The sequence below is a fragment of the Streptomyces abikoensis genome (genome assembly GCF_014648775.1).
Lineage (GTDB): Bacteria > Actinomycetota > Actinomycetes > Streptomycetales > Streptomycetaceae > Streptomyces > Streptomyces abikoensis.
In genome coordinates this window covers 253,502-270,205 of sequence record NZ_BMRT01000007.1, presented here as the reverse complement: position 1 = coordinate 270,205, position 16,704 = coordinate 253,502, and the positions used below count along the sequence as shown (strand labels likewise).

The 16,704-nt window shown below is 73.5% G+C and carries 11 protein-coding genes; 5 read left to right on the top strand and 6 right to left on the bottom strand.

Features of this window, described 5'->3' with window-relative positions; genetic code table 11:
- Window positions 1-205: 205 nt before the first annotated feature.
- On the top strand, window positions 206-2,722 hold the full coding sequence (gene afsK / locus IE096_RS22830; RefSeq protein WP_189454654.1) for a protein serine/threonine kinase AfsK: 2,517 nt from the start codon (window positions 206-208) through the stop codon (window positions 2,720-2,722).
- Window positions 2,723-2,817: 95 nt separating this feature from the next.
- Here the strand turns inward: afsK and IE096_RS22825 are convergent, their stop codons facing one another.
- Genes IE096_RS22825 through IE096_RS22815 form a run of 3 tightly spaced genes read right to left on the bottom strand, consistent with a single transcriptional unit; the run spans window position 2,818 to window position 5,204 of the window.
- Entirely contained in the window at window positions 2,818-3,585 is a 768-nt protein-coding gene (locus IE096_RS22825) for an enoyl-CoA hydratase/isomerase family protein (protein ID WP_189454651.1), read from the bottom strand.
- A complete protein-coding gene (locus tag IE096_RS22820) occupies window positions 3,582-4,046 on the bottom strand; it encodes a Zn-ribbon domain-containing OB-fold protein (protein WP_189454649.1) in 465 nt (154 codons plus the stop codon). Before IE096_RS22820 ends, IE096_RS22825 begins: the two co-directional genes overlap by 4 nt.
- 6 nt (window positions 4,047-4,052) lie before the next feature.
- On the bottom strand, window positions 4,053-5,204 hold the full coding sequence (locus IE096_RS22815) for a lipid-transfer protein (RefSeq protein WP_189454647.1): 1,152 nt from the start codon (window positions 5,202-5,204) through the stop codon (window positions 4,053-4,055).
- Window positions 5,205-5,330: 126 nt separating this feature from the next.
- Between IE096_RS22815 and IE096_RS22805 the strand changes: the two genes are divergently transcribed.
- Entirely contained in the window at window positions 5,331-7,238 is a 1,908-nt protein-coding gene (locus tag IE096_RS22805; RefSeq protein WP_229820527.1) for an AMP-binding protein, read from the top strand.
- Window positions 7,239-7,477: 239 nt separating this feature from the next.
- Here IE096_RS22805 and IE096_RS22800 read toward each other — a convergent pair whose 3' ends face one another.
- From IE096_RS22800 to afsR, 3 genes are all read right to left on the bottom strand, one after another.
- Window positions 7,478-7,939 carry a hypothetical protein gene (locus IE096_RS22800; protein WP_189454645.1) on the bottom strand — a complete coding sequence of 154 codons (462 nt, stop codon included), beginning with the start codon at window positions 7,937-7,939 and terminating at the stop codon, window positions 7,478-7,480.
- Between the two features lie 586 nt (window positions 7,940-8,525).
- Window positions 8,526-8,789, bottom strand: a complete 264-nt coding sequence (locus tag IE096_RS22795; protein ID WP_189454644.1) for a hypothetical protein — start codon at window positions 8,787-8,789, stop codon at window positions 8,526-8,528.
- A gap of 391 nt (window positions 8,790-9,180) precedes the next feature.
- Entirely contained in the window at window positions 9,181-12,111 is a 2,931-nt protein-coding gene (afsR, locus tag IE096_RS22790) for an SARP-family global regulator AfsR (protein WP_189454642.1), read from the bottom strand.
- A 166-nt stretch (window positions 12,112-12,277) separates the two neighbouring features.
- On the opposite strand from afsR, the gene IE096_RS22785 reads away from it, so the two are divergent.
- The 3 genes from IE096_RS22785 to IE096_RS22775 all read left to right on the top strand — a co-directional run bounded on the left by IE096_RS22785 (window position 12,278) and on the right by IE096_RS22775 (window position 16,668).
- On the top strand, window positions 12,278-13,507 hold the full coding sequence (locus IE096_RS22785; RefSeq protein WP_189454640.1) for an amidohydrolase family protein: 1,230 nt from the start codon (window positions 12,278-12,280) through the stop codon (window positions 13,505-13,507).
- A 180-nt stretch (window positions 13,508-13,687) separates the two neighbouring features.
- On the top strand, window positions 13,688-14,818 hold the full coding sequence (locus IE096_RS22780; protein ID WP_189454808.1) for an LLM class flavin-dependent oxidoreductase: 1,131 nt from the start codon (window positions 13,688-13,690) through the stop codon (window positions 14,816-14,818).
- Between the two features lie 74 nt (window positions 14,819-14,892).
- Window positions 14,893-16,668, top strand: coding sequence for an N-acyl-D-amino-acid deacylase family protein (locus tag IE096_RS22775; RefSeq protein ID WP_189454638.1), 1,776 nt, complete (start codon window positions 14,893-14,895; stop codon window positions 16,666-16,668).
- Window positions 16,669-16,704 lie beyond the last annotated feature (36 nt).

Here is a 16,704-nt window from a genome sequence, read left to right as displayed (position 1 = left end):
CGCTGCGGAGCAGCAGGTGAGAGGGGTCGTTCCGCATGGCGGGGGATATGGCCCCATATGGCGGAGACACGGCGAAGCGCGCCCCGGGTTCGCAACCGAGGGCTTCGCCAGGAAGAATCTGGGGTGCGTACCCCGGGATAATTTCGCGGAGAGACGCTGCACGGGGCTGGAACCCTTCAAGCCCCCACGGGGAGGTGGCAGGTCAGTGGTGGAGCAGCTTACGCAGCACGACCCGAGACGGATCGGCCCGTTCGAGGTGCTCGGCCGACTCGGTGCCGGCGGCATGGGGCTGGTCTATCTCGCCCGCTCGGCGTCCGGCCGACGGGTGGCGATCAAGACGGTGCGCACGGAGCTCGCGGAGGACCAGCTCTTCCGCGTCCGCTTCACCCGTGAGGTGGAAGCGGCCCGTGCGGTCAGCGGCTTCTACACCGCCGCCGTCGTCGACGCCGACCCCAGGGCGGCCGTGCCCTGGCTGGCCACCGCCTATGTGCCCGCCCCCTCGCTCGAGGAGATCATCACCGAGTGCGGGCCGCTGCCGGCCCAGGCGGTGCGCTGGCTGGCCGCGGGCGTCGCGGAGGCGCTCCAGTCCATCCACGGCGCCGGGCTCGTCCACCGGGACCTCAAGCCGTCGAACGTGCTCGTGGTGGAGGACGGGCCGAGGGTCATCGACTTCGGCATCGCCTCGGGCGTCTCCAACACCCGGCTGACCATGACCAACGTCGCCGTCGGCACGCCCGCCTATATGTCGCCCGAGCAGGCGCGCGACTCCCGGAGCGTCACCGGGGCCAGCGACATCTTCTCCCTCGGCTCCACCCTGGTCTTCGCGGCGACCGGGCACGCCCCCTTCCACGGCGTCAACCCGGTCGAGACCGTGTTCATGCTGCTCAGGGAGGGGCCCGACCTGAGCGGGCTGCCGGACGAGCTCCGGCCCCTGATCGACTCCTGCATGCAGATGGCCGCCGAGAACCGGCCGAGCCCCGCCGACCTCCAGTCGCAGCTCGCCCCCCATCTGTTCGCCTCCGGCGGGGGCGACGACAGCGGCACGGCGTCGGCCTGGCTGCCCGACAACGCCGTCACCCTGATCGAGCAGCGCCGCGCGGGGCACCGCCCCACCGCGAAGGGCACCGGCGCGGCCGGCCGCGCCCGTCAGGCCGTCCCGCCCCGGCCCGCCGAGCCTCCGGCGCCGGAGCCCGTGGCCGCCTACGAGCCGCACGGCGGCCACAGCGGTCCCGGCGGTCACAGCGGCCCCGGCTGGAGCGACGGGCGCGCGGGTACCGGCACGCCCGACCCGCGCGGCGGGCTGAGCGGACCGCACAGCGTCAGGGCGGTGGCCGGTGCCGGAGCCGTCGCGCACGGGCGCCACGCCGGCGCGCCGTCCGCTTCCGAAGGGGCCATCCGGCTGGCCGGGTCGCAGGTGCCGATCGGCCCGGGCCCGAGGGTCGCCGACGCCCGGGACCCGCACGCGGGCACCGGCGCGGGCGCCACCACGGGGTGGGTCCGCCCCCCGGCCGGCGCGTCGGCCGCGGCCGTCCCCAGCCAGCCTCCGGTGGCCGCCCCCGCCCCCGACGGCGGGGCCACCGTGCAGGCGGATCAGGGCCGCTGGCGGCCGTGGCGGTTCCGGATGTCCAACGACGTCTGGGGCACCCCCGTCGTCTCCGGCGACCTGCTGTACGTCACGTCGTTCGAGGTACACGCCCTCGATGTGGCCAGCGGACGACGGCAGTTCAAGACCCGGGACGTGGCCTGGGCGATGGCCGTCGCCGATGGCCGCATACACGCCTCCGACGGTCCCACGCTGTACGCGCTCGACGCCTCCGACGGCACCGAGCGGTGGCGGCTGTCCACGGACGGCTGGGTCTACTCCCTCAAGGCCGACCGGGGCACCGTCGTCACCGGTACGCGCGGCGGGGGAGTCCAGGCGTGGGAGGCCGCCAACGGCGAGCTCCTGTGGGAGATGAACGGCGCCCAGGCCGACTTCGAGACCCCCGACTGCGGGCCCTTCGTCCACGACGGCACGGTGTACGTCTGGTCCGACGCGCGGCTGCGCGCGCTCGAGGCCCGTACGGGCGCGGAGCGCTGGTCGTACCCGGTGGGCGACGCGGCCTCGTGCGGCGGTGTGCCCGTACGGCTGCTGCCCGCGCCGGACGGCGTCGTCTATGTCGCGGCCGGCACGCGCGTGCTCGCCATCGACGTGGCGCGGGGGGACGTGCGCTGGCGCTTCGAGGCGCCCGCGGTCTTCCTGAGCCCGCCCGCCTTCGCCCCCGGCCCCGCCGTGACCGGTGGTGGCGTCTACATCGCCGACTACCTGGGCACCGTCTACGCCCTGGACGCGGCCACCGGCCGCGACCGCTGGCGCATCGCCACGGAGGCCCGGCAGACCACGGAGCCGGTGCTGGTCTCCGCGGGGTCGGTCCACCTGGGCAGCGGTGGCGCGCTCTACACGCTGGACGCGGTCACGGGCACGCCGAAGTGGCGCTTCGCGGCGGGCGGCGACATCATCGGCACGCCCGTCGTCGCCGACGGGCGGGTGCACTTCGGCTCCGCCGACCACTGTCTGTACACGGTGGACGCGGCGGGCGGCCAGCTGCGCTGGAAGCTCGCCACGGGCGGGGAGATCACGGGGTCGCCGGTGGCGGCGGGCGGGGTCGTCTACGCGTGCAGCAAGGACCGGTGCGTTTACGCGTTGGACGCGGGGAAGGGTACGGGGCACGTTCGGCGCTGACGCGCCGTTGTGCCCCCTAGGCACCCTGTTCGGGTGCGGGTCCGGTGGTCCGGTTGCGCCCACCCGTCCCGCCCTACGGGACGATTGCCCGCAACCTACCGCACCCGATGGTTCCGGGTGCGGCTGGTGAAGTGCTCGGCCTGTTCTGCGGGGGCGAGGTTCCCCAGTGCTATCAGGTGCTGGGCCAGCGACTCCGTATGGGATCTCGTCGGCTCCCTCGTCGACCACAAGGCGCGGACCGTGCCCTGGACCGGGTCGGGTGGGTAGGAAGCGATGACAGCCGCCGCGCGCAGGGCCGCCGCCGTGGCCTCTCCTGGCGGGGTCAGCTCCGAGACCAGGCCGATCTCATGGGCGCGGCGTGCCGAGAGGCGTTCGGCCGTGCCCATCAGCGCCGTCCGCGCGGCCTCGCCGAAAGGCATGAGCTGCGCCATGTACGCGGCCTCGTAGGCGCTGACCATCCCGTACGACGTGTGCGGGTCGAAGAATGTCGCGTTCTCGGCGGCGATGATGAACTCCGCCTCCCCCAGCAGGTAGAAGGCGCCCCCGCACGCCATGCCGCCCACCGCCGCGATGACGGGCTTCCACAGGTCGGCGGCCTTGGGGCCGACGGCGCGCAGCGGGTCGTCCAGGGAGTACGGGGAGCCCGGCTGGGGGACGTCGGCGGAGCGGTCGATGCCCGTGCAGAAGGCCCGGTCACCGGCGCCGGTCAGCACGATGGCGCGGACGTCGTCGTCGCGGCGGAACTCCGCCCAGAGGCCCTTGAGGCGCGTGGCTGTGGCGAGGTCGATGGCGTTGTGCCGCTCGGGCCGGTCGAGGGTGACGAGCGCTACGCCGTTCGGGCGGCGTTCGGTGCGGACGGTCATGGGCGCTCCAGCAGCCAGCGCGGCACGGTGACCCCGGGCGCGAGTTCGGCGAAGGCCACCCTGACCGGCGCCCCGACGCGCAGCCGGGACGGGTCGACGGAGTCGAGCGCGGCGTCCGGCGCGGCGACGAGGTTGCCGACGAGACGGATGCCGGGGGCGTCGGCGAGCTCCACGACGACGACGTTGTACGGGGCCTGATCGGCGTAGGCGGGCAGCAGCGGCGGGTGGGGCAGGACGTACGACCAGATCCGGCCGCGCCCGGAGACGCGGTGCCATTCGCCGACGAAGGACTGGCAGCGCGGGCAGCAGGGCCGGGGCGGGAAGCGGAGCCGGTGGCAGTCCGCGCAGGCCTGGACGCGCAGCTCGCCACGGGCGGCGAACTCCCAGAACGGGCGCCCGTCCTCGTCCTGGACGGGCAGCAGGAGGCCGTTGTCAGTGGTGCCCTGCATGATGGAGGACATGAGCACTCAACTCCTCAGCAGAAGTGCCGAAGTGGGGACGCCCTCGCCTGCCGTGACCAGGCAGGTCGCCGCGCCCGGCACCTGTGCCGTGGAGGTGCCGCGGAGCTGTCTGACCCCTTCGTTGATGAGGTTGAAGCCATGGACGTAGGCCTCGCTGAGACCGCCGCCGCCGGTGTTGAGGGGGAGCCGGCCACCGAGTTCGAGCGCGCCGCCCTCCGAGAAGGCCGCGCCCTCTCCGCGTCCGCAGAAGCCATAGCCCTCCAGGGACAGGGGGATCAGCGGGGTGAACGCGTCGTAGATCTGGGCGACATGGATGTCCTGGGGGCCGAAGTCCGCCGTCTTCCACAGCTGCCGGGCGGCGGTCCAGGACGGGCCGGACAGGGGGTCGTCCGTCCAGTAGTTGACCATGCCGTGGTGCTGGGCGGGCAGCCCCTGGGCGGCGGAGTGCACATAGACCGGGGTGGCGCGGCAGTCGCGGGCGCGTTCCGCGGCCACGACGACGCAGGCCAACGCACCGTCCGTCTCCAGGCAGTTGTCGAAGAGACAGAGGGGATCGCTGACCCAGCGGGAGGTCATATACATCTCGCGTGTCAGCGGCCGTTCGTACATCACGGCGGCGGGGTTCTGGTTGGCGCGGTTGCGGCAGGCCAGGGCGACGTTGAAGAAATGGTCGCGGGTGGCGCCGTACTCGTGCATATAGCGGCGGGCGAGCATCGCGATCTCGTCCACGGGGCGGAGTAGGCCGTACGGGCGGGTCCACTGCGCCGGGGTGGGGAGCTGCGTCCGGGTGTCCCGCCAGGGGCGCGGGCCGGAGCCGCGCTTGCGGGAGCGCCAGGCGACGCCGACGGTCGCCTGTCCCGTGGCGATCGCGGCGGCGAGGTGGGCGACGGTCGCGCAGGAGCCGCCCCCGCCGTAGCCGACGCGGGAGAAGAAGGTGACGTCCCCGGCGCCGATGGCCTTGGCGACCTCGACCTCGTCGGTGGTCTCCATGGTGTACGAGGCGAAGGCGTCGACCTGGGAGGGGGAGAGGCCGGCGTCGTCCAGCGCGGCGAGGACGGCGCGGCACGCCAAGGTTTTCTCGGATTCGGGGAGTTGTCGGGCGAAGGGGGTCTGGCCGATGCCGACGATCGCGGTGGTGTCCTTGAGCGTTGCCGTCATCGCCGCCTCCGTGCTGTCGATGCTGACAGCGCGGAAGGCTATCGCTAATCTGACGAAGCGTCAGCCCGCTGGTGGTGCGCCGGGATGGCCGGCGCGAAGCCGGGGACGGCAGGGGGAGGGCGTGCGATGCGTGGTGACCTGGAATTCGTCTCGATACCCCGGCTCGTCCGGATGGCCGCCGAGCGGTACGCCGCCCGTGAGGCCGTCGTCGAGGGCCGCACCCGGATTACCTACCGGCAGCTCGGCGAGCGTGTCGGGCGGGCCACGGCCGCGTGCGTGGCCGCCGGGGTGGAGGCGGGCGACCGGGTCGCGATCTGGGCGCCGAACAGTCTGGACTGGATCGTCGCCGCCCTCGGCGCGGTCGGCGCCGGCGCGGTGCTGGTGCCGGTCAACACCCGCTTCAAGGGCGCCGAGACGGTACAGGTGCTGGAGCGCACCCGGGCCCGGCTGCTCTTCGTCACGGGCACCTTCCTCGGCACGTCCTATGTGGCGGCACTGCGCGGTGCCGCGCGGGGGGAGCGGCACGGGACGGACGGCACCGCGCCCGGTCCCGGTCCCGGCCCTGGTCCCGGCCCTGGTCCCGGCCCTGGTTCCGGTCCTCGCCCCGGGACCGGCGGCGTGGCAGCGGCGCGGGCCGCCGCCACCGGCCAGTGGCCAGACGCCACCGGCGGACGGCCTGCCGTCACCGGCGAGTGGCCTGACGCCACCGCCGAGCGGCCTGCCGTCAGCAGCGAGCTGCCTGACGCCACCGCCAGTCGGCCTGCCGTCACCGGCGAACGGTCCGCTGCCACCGCCGCGCGGTCCGGCGCGCCGGGGGCCGGGCGGGGGCCGTTGCCCGGGTTGCCGCTGTTGCGGGACGTCGTCGTCCTGGCCGACGACGCCCCGGCCGACTTCCGGACGTGGAAGGAGTTCCTCGCCGCCGGGGACGGTGTGCCCGCCCGGACGGTACGGGCCCGGGCCGACGCCATACCCTCCGCGGCGCCCTCGGACATCCTCTTCACCTCGGGCACCACGGGCGAGCCCAAAGGGGCCGTCATCACCCATGGGCAGACGCTGCGCACGTTCGCCGTCTGGAGCGAGCTGGCCGGGCTGCGGGAAGGAGACCGCTATCTGATCGTCAACCCGTTCTTCCACACCTTCGGCTACAAGGCGGGCGTCATCGCCTGTCTGATGCGGGGCGCCACGATGGTGCCGCAGCCCGTCTTCGCGGCGGAGACGGTGCTGGCCCGGATCGCCGCCGAGCGGATCACGGTCCTGCCCGGGCCGCCGACGCTCCACCAGTCGCTCCTGGACCACCCCGACCGGGCGGCGTACGACCTGTCGTCGCTGCGGGTGGTGGTGACGGGCGCGGCCATGGTGCCCCGGCGGCTGATCGACCGGCTCCGCGGCGAGCTGGGCATAGCCACCGTGCTCACCGCCTACGGGATGAGCGAGGCGACGGGCGTCGTCACGATGTGCCGGCGCGGCGACCCTCCGGAGGTCGTCGCGGGCACCTCGGGCCGGGCCATCCCGGGCACCGAGGTCAAGGTGGCGGGTCCCGACGGGCGGGCGCGGGCGGCCGGTGTGCCCGGGGAGATCATGGTCCGTGGCCCCCAGGTGATGTCCGGCTACTTCGAGGACCCGGCCGCCACGGCACGGGCCCTCGACGCCGAGGGCTGGCTGCACACCGGTGACGTGGGCGTGCTGGACGCGCGGGGCAATCTGCGGGTCACCGACCGGCTGAAGGACATGTTTGTCGTCGGCGGCTTCAACGCCTACCCGGCGGAGATCGAGCGGGTCCTGGCGCGGCACCCGGGGATAGCCGAGGTCGCGGTGGTCGGTGTGCCGGACGGCCGGCTCGGCGAGGTCGGCAAGGCGTTCGCGGTCCGCCGGGCGGGTACCGGGGACGCGGTCACGGCGGACGGTCTGATCGCCTGGGCGCGCCGCGAGATGGCGAACTACAAGGTGCCACGCGAGGTGGAGTTCGTCCGGGAGCTGCCGCGCAACGCCTCCGGGAAGGTGCTCAAGGGGTTGCTGCGGCGCCGGGCGGAATAACCGGGCGGACTGAGCGGAACAGCGGGAGCGATGCGGCGGGCGCGGCGCGGCGCGGCCGGGAGTGACGCGGGCGGTGGGCATGGGGCGCGGCGCGGCCCGGGGTGCGGCCGTGGCCGTCCACCGGAGGTCTCCGGCCGCGCTCGGCCGCCATCGCCTGCCGTTGCCTGCCGTCGGCCGCACCCCCTGGCCCGCGCGCCGGGCTCCGCCCCGGGCGACCCGGGCGGTCCGAGCGCCGGGGCTCAGCGGCGGCTCGGCTCCGGGCCGGAGGCGTGGTCGTCCCCGACCAGCGTGCCGCCCGACGCGTGGTCGTCCAGGATCAGCGGGTTGTCCGAGGCGTGGTCGTCCAGGATCAGGGGGCTGTCGGACGCGTGGTCGTCGAGGAACCGGGGGCTGACCGAGGCGTGGTCGTCCCCGACCAGGGGGGCGCCGGACGCGTGGTCGTCCCCGATCAGCGTGGTGCCGGAGGCGTGGTCGTCGAGGAACCGGGGAGCGGTCGACGCGTGGTCGTCGTGGACCCGCAGGACGTGCGCCGGCCGGGCGCGCAGCGCCGCGGGGCCGGAGGCGTGGTCGTCGGCGGCCGCCGGTACCGAGCCGAGGACCGCCGCCGCGGCGGCGAGGCCGAGTATGGCGAACGTCTGCTTCCCGCGCTTCCCGTAATTCCCGCGCGCCGTCGGGGTGGTCTTGGTGCGGATGCGGATCATGGTGGCTCCTCTGATCGGGGGTTGCCGTGCGTGGGTCGGTGGTGCTGTGCCGGAGAACGTACCGGCGGGTTGCCGTGAAGTACGGGTGTTCGGGCGGAAAACTCATGGAATCGGGGAATCCCCCGCCGAAGGACGTATCCGCCTCTGGACGCCCGCACCCGTGGCAGGACGAAAGGCAGACGAAAGGCAGGGACCGGGGCCGACGGCTCCCCCTCCGTGCCGTCGGCTCCGGCCCCTGCCTCTCCCACCCGGGTCCCCCACCGGACTGTCCCCCGTCAAGTGCTCCGCGAGGCGGTGTCGTTCCCCCGTGTCCGCCTCGTCGGCGCGTTCGCCGGTTCCCCCGTCGGTCGCCCACGCCCCCCGTGGGTTCCCGCCGCCGGACAGCCCGCCCCCTCGGTTCCCCCGGAGGACCCTGGGCTCCGGGAGCTTCCGGCCGATGTCTGGCGGAAGCTCCCCATGCGCGATGTGCTCAGAGTGGTGCTGTTCGAGGTGGTGCTGTTCGAGGTGGTGCTGTTCGAGGTGGTGCTTCTCGGTACGGCGCTGTTCCCTCAGTACCGCGTTCAGTACCGCATTCAGTACCGCGTTCTCAGAACGGCTTCTCGATCGTGGCGTGGTCGTCCATGGCCATGAACTTCGGCGGGTTCGTGGCGTGGTCGTCCATCGTCACGAACTTCGGCGGGTTGGTCGCGTGGTCGTCCATCGCGACCACCGCCGGAGTGTCCGTCGCGTGGTCGTCCTGCGGCGTGGCCGGCACGCCGGCCAGCTTCCGTGCGGTGAGCGGCGCCCCCGTGGCGTGGTCGTCCTGCGGCGTTGCCGCTATGGGCGAGTTGAGATTGCTGTCGTCGCTCATGATGCTGTCTCCCGTTGGCACTGCGAGTCGTTGGGACGGTCAGGGATCGCAGAACCCGCCCGGCGACTCCCCCGAGGGCCGCCGGACGGGTTGTGAGGGCTGCTCGCCCTGAGGTGAAGGTCTCACCTACGACCCGCCTGCCCCCCGACGCGACGGATCGACATCCCTTAGATTGACGGGTCACGATAAACGATCGATGAACGGGCACGTAAGCGGCCTAGTTCCGCTTGTTTGTGACGTCCGGTAAGGCGGTAAGCCCGCACGGAACGGCCCCTCCGGATACGCCGGAATGCCTCACTCCGGCAGCCTGTCACCCGCCGCCGCGCAGGCGCTCCACGCCCGTGGGTACGCCTTCGGGCCCCCATGGACTCCCGCACCCCGCTGGGGAAATCTACGCCGCCGCGGCAGGCGTCAGCAGGTCCCGTACGTCGGCGGCCTCCGCCGAGCCCAGCGCCTCGTAGATGGCCAGTGCCTCCGTCCAGCAGGCGTGCGCGCGTCCCTGCTGCCCGAGCGCGTCCAGGGAGCGGCCCAGCACGGTGAGGATGTTGCCGCGCCGCCACTCGCCGCCGATGCCCCGTACCTGGACCAGCGCCTGCTCGGCGTAGGAGGCCGCCTGGGCGTGCCGGCGGGTGGCGAGGTAGAGCTCGGCCATCCGGTAGAGGGTCATGCCCTCCCACAGCCGCTGCCGGTTGTCGTGGAAGACCGGCAGGGCCTCGGCGAGCCGGCCCAGGGCCTCCTCGTAGCGCCCGGCGCGGCTGAGCGCGAGCCCGTAGGCGTAGAGGCCGTTGGCGAGCCGCCAGGAGACGTTGACCTCGCGGTAGAGCGCCAGGGCCTGCTCGGCGAGGCGGACGGCCGACTGGGTGCGGCCGGTCTCCTGGTGGACCCGGGAGAGGTTGCTCAGCGCGCTGGCCTCGCCCGGGCGGTTGCCGTCGGCGCGGAAGGCGCTGAGCGCCTGGCCGATGTGGGCCTCGGCGTCCTCGTAGCGGTGCTCGTAGATGGCGATGATGCCGCGGTTGTTGGAGGCGTAGCAGCAGGGGATGGGGTCCGCGCAGGAGCGCCCCAGCAGCACGGCGTGCCGCGCCTGCTCCTCGGCGTGCCCGAACCGGCCCGCGATGCTGTGGGCGTGCGTCAGCACGGTCCGCGCGCGGCCCTCGGCCCGGAGGTCGCCGGCTTCCTGGGCGGCGGCCAGCAGGGCGGACGCCGCCTGCTCGTACTGGCGGGAGTCGGCTCCGGACTCGGCGAGGTCCTTCGCGGCCAGCAGCAGGTCGACCGCGCGCCGCAGGGTGTCGCCGGTGGCGCTCGCGTGCTGGCGCACGCAGGCGAGCAGGCAGCCGGCCTCGGCGAACAGCCAGTCGCCGGCGGCCGTGCGGTCGGTGAAGGTCAGGCCCGGGTGGGTGGTGGGCGTCAGGTGGGCGAGCAGCTGGTCGCCGGGGCGCTCCAGGACGTACACCCCGGCGGCCGTCGCCAGGTAGAAGTCCAGCAGGCGGGACATGGCGGCGTCGCGTTCGGCGGGCGGCTGCTCGTCGCGCTCGGCGCAGGCGCGGGCGTAGAGGCGGACGAGGTCGTGGAAGCGGTAGCGGCCCGGCGCGGCGGATTCCAGGAGCGAGGTGTCGACGAGGGACTCCAGCAGCTCCTCGGTGGCGTCGGGGCCCAGGTCGAGGACGGCCGCCGCGGCGGCCAGGGAGATGTCGGGCCCGTCGGCGAGGCCGAGGAGGCGGAAGGCGCGGGCCTGGCCGGGCTCGAGCTGGCCGTAGCCGAGCTCGAAGGTGGCCTTGACGGCGAGGTCGCCGGCGCGGAGCTCGTCCAGGCGGCGGCGTTCGTCGGCGAGCTTGCGGGCGAGGACGGAGACGGTCCAGGTGCGGCGGGCGGCGAGGCGGGAGGCGGCGATGCGGATGGCGAGCGGCAGGAAGCCGCAGGCGGCCACGACGTCCATGGCGGCGTCCCGCTCGGCGCTGACGCGCTCGGAGCCGACGATCCGGGTGAACAGGACGAGCGCTTCCTCGGGGCTCATCACGTCCAGGTCGACGAGGTGGGCGCCGGCGAGGTCGACCATGCGGACGCGGCTGGTGACGAGCGCGGCGCAGCCCTCGTTGCCGGGCAGCAGCGGGCGGACCTGGGCGGCGTCGCGCGCGTTGTCCAGCAGGGTCAGTACGCGGCGCCCGTCGAGCGTGGAGCGGAACAGGGCGGCGCGCTCCTCCATCCCGTCCGGAATAGCGGAATCCGGGATTCCGAGGGCGCGGAGGAAGGACCCCAGCACGGCCTCCGGCTCGGCGACCACGGGCCCCGCGCCCTGGAGGTCGACATAGAGCTGGCCGTCGGGGAAGTGGTGCCGGGCGGCGTGCGCGACGTGCACGGCGAGCGTCGTCTTGCCGACGCCGCCGATGCCCGCGACGGCGGAGACCGCCATCACGCTGCCCTCCGCCGTGGCCAGCTGGTCGCCCAGCTCCTGGACGAAGGAGGCGCGCCCGGTGAAGTCCGGGACGGTCGCGGGCAGCTGCGCGGGCCGGATGAAGGTGGGGCCGAGGCTGGGACGGTCGCCCGCGGGGTGGACGTTGAGCTCGGTGTCGGCGTTGAGGATGCGCTGCTGGAGCTCGGAGAGCTCGGAGCAGGGGTCGACGCCCAGCTCGTCGGCGAGCAGCCGGCGGGTGTCGGCGTAGACGGCGAGGGCCTCGGCCTGGCGGCCGCTGCGGTAGAGGGCAAGCATCAGGAGCTCGCGCAGCCGCTCGCGCAGCGGGTAGGCGGCGGTCAGCGCGGTGAGCTCGGAGACGGCCTCGGCGTGCCCGCCGACCTCCAGGTCCACGTCGAGGCGGGTCTCCAGGAGCGTGAGGTGCCACTCCTCCAGCCGGGCGCGCTGGGTGTCGGCGTACGGGCCGGACAGCCCGGCCAGCGGCTCGCCGTCCCACAGGGCCAGGGCCTGGTTCATCAGGTCGCGGGCGCGGAAGCGGTCGCCGCTCGCCCGGGCCTTCTCCGCGTCGGCGGCAAGGCGTTCGGCCTCGTCCGCGTCCAGGCCGCCGTCGGTGACCCGTATCGCGTAGCCGCCCGCCTCGCTGACCAGGGCGTCCGCGTCCGGACCGAAGGCCTTCCGCAGCCGGGAGGCGTAGGTGCGCAGGGCCGCCAGGGCGGCGTGCGGGGGCTCCTCGCCCCACAGGGCGTCGACGAGCTCGGGCGCGGTGGCCGTGCGCCCGCCGCGCAGCAGCAGGGCGGCCAGCAGCGCCCGCTGCTGGGGTGAACCGGTGTTCAGCGCTTCGTCGCCGCGCCAGGCGCGGACGGGCCCGAGCACGGTGAAGCGCAGCGCCTGCCCGTGCCCTGTATCCCCGGCCATGGTGACCCCCTGCCTGTCCTGCTCGGTCGCACCGGCCAGTCTGCCTTGTTCAGGGCTGCTACGTCAGCAGGGGTCCGGCCCTCTCTGCACGGTCCGCGAGCGCCCGGGCACGGGCCGGATCCGCCCTGTCCTGACGAACCGTCAGTTCGGCGCTACGGTGTCGGCCATGGTGAGCTTCCCCAAGATAATCTCGGTGGACGACCACACAGTGGAACCCTCCGACGTCTGGCGGAACCGGTTACCGGCGAAATTCCACGGCGTCGGGCCACGCATCGTGAGGGCCCCGGTGAAGGGCATGACCTTCGAGGGAGGGCGCTTCGCGCCCGTCATGGGCACCCCGGGTGACGACGGCCCGGAAGCGGACTGGTGGGTCTATGAGGATTTGTGCCGTCCTCTCACGCGGCTTGATACCGCCGTCGGATGCTCCAGGGACGAGGTCAGGCTGGAAGGGATCACCTACGGACGGATGCGGCCGGGCTCCTACAGCGTGCCCGACCGGCTGGCCGACATGGACCTCAATCACGTCCAGTCCGCGCTCTGCTTCCCCACCTTCCCCCGCTTCTGCGGCCAGACCTTCGCCGAGGCCGCCGACCGGGAGCTGGCCCTGCTGTGCGTACGGGCCTACAACGACTGGATGGTCGACGAATGGTGCGGCCCCGAGGCGCACGGGCGCCTGATCCCGCTGGCGATCGTGCCGCTGTGGGACGCGGAGCTCGCCGCCGCCGAGGTGCGGCGCAACGCCGCGCGCGGCGTGCGCGCCGTCTGCTTCTCCGAGATCCCGCCACATCTGGGCCTGCCGTCCGTCCACAGCGACGCCTGGGACCCGTTCCTGCGCGCCTGCGAGGAGACCGGCACCGTCCTCGCCATGCACATCGGCTCCTCCTCCCGGATGCCCTCCACGTCGGCCGACGCTCCGCCCGCCGTGAGCTCCGTCCTCACCTTCGGCAACTGCTGCTTCTCGCTGGCCGACTGGCTGATGTCCGGCAAGCTCGACCGTTTCCCCGGCCTGCGCCTGATGTACGCGGAGGGGCAGATCGGCTGGATCCCGTACGTCCTGGAGCGCGCGGACACGGTGTGGGAGGAGAACCGCGGCTGGGGCGGCGTCGCGGACAAGGTGTTCACCCCGCCCTCCGAGCTCTTCGCCCGCCAGGTGTACGGCTGCTTCTTCGACGACGCCTTCGGGCTGCGCAACCTTGACGCCGTCGGGGTGGGGAACGTGCTGTACGAGACCGACTACCCGCACTCCGACTCCACCTGGCCCCGCTCGCGGCAGGTCGCCGAGGAGCAGATGGCGCACCTGGCGCCGGAGGTCGTGGAGCGCGTCGTCCGGGGCAATGCCATCGAGCTGCTCGGCCTCACGCCGGAGGGACTCTGGGCGGGCGCCGTACCGGCGTGAGGCGGGGACCATCCCGGGGCCGCCCCAGTGCTGCCCCGGTGCCGCCCCAATGCCGTCCGGTGTGACCGGCGGTACGCGGTGGCCTTGACGGTGGGTGTGGCCGGTGCCACAGTCGCATCGCGTCAGTCGATCTGATGAGGCGTCAGATACCGGAAACAGCGAAGTCGGGCGGTGACCTCCGTGGAATTCGGGATCTTCGTGCAGGGCTATGTGCCGGCGAGCCGGTCGCGCACCGACCCCCGGGCCGAGCACCACGCGCTGATGGAGGAGGCCGCCTACGTCGTCCAGGCGGACAAGTCGGGCTTCAAGTACGCCTGGGCCACCGAGCACCACTTCCTGGAGGAGTACTCCCATCTCTCCGCCAGCGACGTCTACCTCGGCTACCTCGCCCACGCCACCGAGCGCATCCACCTCGGCTCCGGCATCTTCAACCCCCTGCCCAAGGTCAACCACCCGGTGAAGCTGGCCGAGAAGGCCGCGATGCTGGACCACCTCTCCGGCGGACGCTTCGAGTTCGGCACCGGGCGGGGCGCGGGCAGTCACGAGATCCTCGGCTTCCTGCCGGACGTGACCGACATGGACGCCACCAAGGCGATGTGGGAGGAGACCATCGCCGAGTTCCCGAAGATGTGGCGGGAGGGGGTTTACGAGGGATTCACCGGCAAACACTGGTCCCTTCCGCCGCGCACGGTCCTGCCCAAGCCGTACGGACCCTCCCACCCCGCCATGTGGTACGCCGCCGGGTCGCCCTCCTCGTACGCGATGGCGGCCGGCAAGGGGCTGGGCGTCCTCGGCTTCAGCGTCCAGAAGGTCTCCGACATGGAGTGGGTCGTCGACTCGTACAAGACCGCGATCGGCAAGGCCCGGCCCGTCGGCGACTACGTCAACGACAACGTCATGGTCACCTCGACCGCCATCTGCGCGGAGACCCACGCCAAGGCCGTCGAGATCGCGGTCGGCGGCGGACTCAACTACCTTCAGTCGCTGCTCTTCCGCTACCACGACACGTTCCCCCGCCCCGAGGGCATCCCCCGGTGGCCCGAACTGCTGCCGGAGTACACCGAGGAGATCATCGAGCTGCTCATCGCCGAGGAGCTGATGATCTGCGGCGACCCCGACGAGGTCTTCCGGCAGTGCAAGCGCTGGGAGCAGGCCGGCGCCGACCAGCTGTCCTTCGGGCTGCCGATCGGCATCTCCCCCGGGGACACGATGACGACCATCCGGCTCATCGGTGAGCACGTCATCCCGAAGATAGACACCGATCCGGTCCACCGCACCACGCGCTACCGCCAGGCCGCCGGGCACGCCTGAGCGGCCGCCCACGCCCCGGGGCGGCGCCTCCCGGGCCGCCGCCCCGGTCCCGCTCGTCGCGAGAGGAGCCGACCGTGCTGGACCACCTCATCCGCCGCGCCACCGTCGTCGACGGCACCGGAGGTCCCGCGTACGTCGCCGACGTCGGCGTCCGCGACGGCCGGATCGCGCTGATCGACCGGGACACGGGCGGGGTGAAAGCGGGCGGCCGGGTCGGGCACCGGGCCCGCACCGAGGAGAACGCCACCGGCCTCGTCCTCGCCCCCGGCTTCGTCGACCCGCACACCCACTACGACGCCCAGCTCTTCTGGGACCCCTACGCCGCGCCCTCCCTCAGCCACGGCGTCACCACCGTCGTCGGCGGCAACTGCGGCTTCAGCCTCGCCCCGCTCCACCCCGGCCGCCCGGCCGACGCCGACTACACCCGGCGGATGATGAGCAAGGTCGAGGGCATGTCGCTCGCCGCCCTGGAACAGGGCGCGCCCTGGGACTGGTCTTCTTTCGGCGATTATCTCGACGCGCTGGACGGCCGGATCGCGGTCAACGCGGGTTTCATGGTGGGCCACTGCGCGCTGCGGCGATACGCGATGGGCCCGTCCGCCATCGGCGGCACGCCGGGCGCACAGGAGTTACGGCAGATGACCGCGCTGCTCCACGACGCCATGGACGCCGGCGCCTGGGGCCTGTCCACCACCCGCTCGACCACCCACACCGACGGCGACGGCCGGCCCGTCGCCTCCCGGCACGCCCGCCCCGACGAGCTCCTCGCCCTCGCCCGCGCTGTCGGCGAGCACGAGGGCACCCAACTGGAAGCCATCGTCCCCGGCTGCCTGGACCACTTCTCGGCGGAGGAGAGCGCACTCCTGGTGGAGCTGACGGCCGCCGCCGGACGCCCGCTGAACTGGAACGTCCTCACCATCGAGTCCACCGTCCCCGGCCGGGTGCCGCACCAGCTGGCCACCAGCGAGCGCGCCCGCGCGGCGGGCGGCCGGATCGTCGCTCTGACCATGCCGATCCTCACCCCCATGAACATGTCGCTGGGCACCTTCTGCGCCCTCCACCTCCTCCCCGGCTGGGGCGAAATCCTGGGGCTTCCGCTGCCGGAACGGATCGACCGACTGCGCGACCCGGCCGTCCGCGACCGGCTGCTGCACGGCGCGGCGAGCCCGGCCGCCGGCCCCTTCCGCCGGCTCACCGACTTCGGCCGGTACGTCATCGGCGACACCTACGCCCCCGAGAACGACGGCCTCACGGGCCGCGTCGTCGAGGACATCGCCGCCGAACGCGGCACCGACCCCTTCGCCACGCTGGTCGCCGTCTGCGTCGCGGACGACCTGCGCACCGTCCTGTGGCCGATGCCCACCGACGACGACCCCGCCAGCTGGGAGCTGCGCCGCCGCGCCTGGGACCACGAGGACGTCCTCCTCGGCGGCTCGGACGCCGGGGCCCACCTGGACCGGATGTGCGGCGCCCCCTACCCGACGCGCTTCCTGGGCGACTGTCTGCGCGGACGGAAGCTCGTGCCGCTGGAACGGGCGGTGCGGATGCTCACCGACGACCCCGCGCGCCTCTTCGGCCTGCGCGAGCGCGGCCGGATCGCCGAGGGGTGGTGCGCCGACCTCGTCCTCTTCGACCCCGAGCGCGTCGACGCGGGCCCGGCGACGCTGGTCCGGGACCTGCCGGGCGACGGCGGCCGGCTGGACTCGCGGGCCGTGGGGGTGGTGAGCGTACGCGTCAACGGCGTGGAGACCGTCCGGCACGACGTGGTGACGGGAGCGGTGCCGGGTCGGGTGCTGCGGTCGGGGCGGGACACGGAGACGGTGGCGACGGCGGCGACGGGAAAATTTTGAATCGGGACAAAAAGGGCGGAGGTGCGGTTCTCGCAT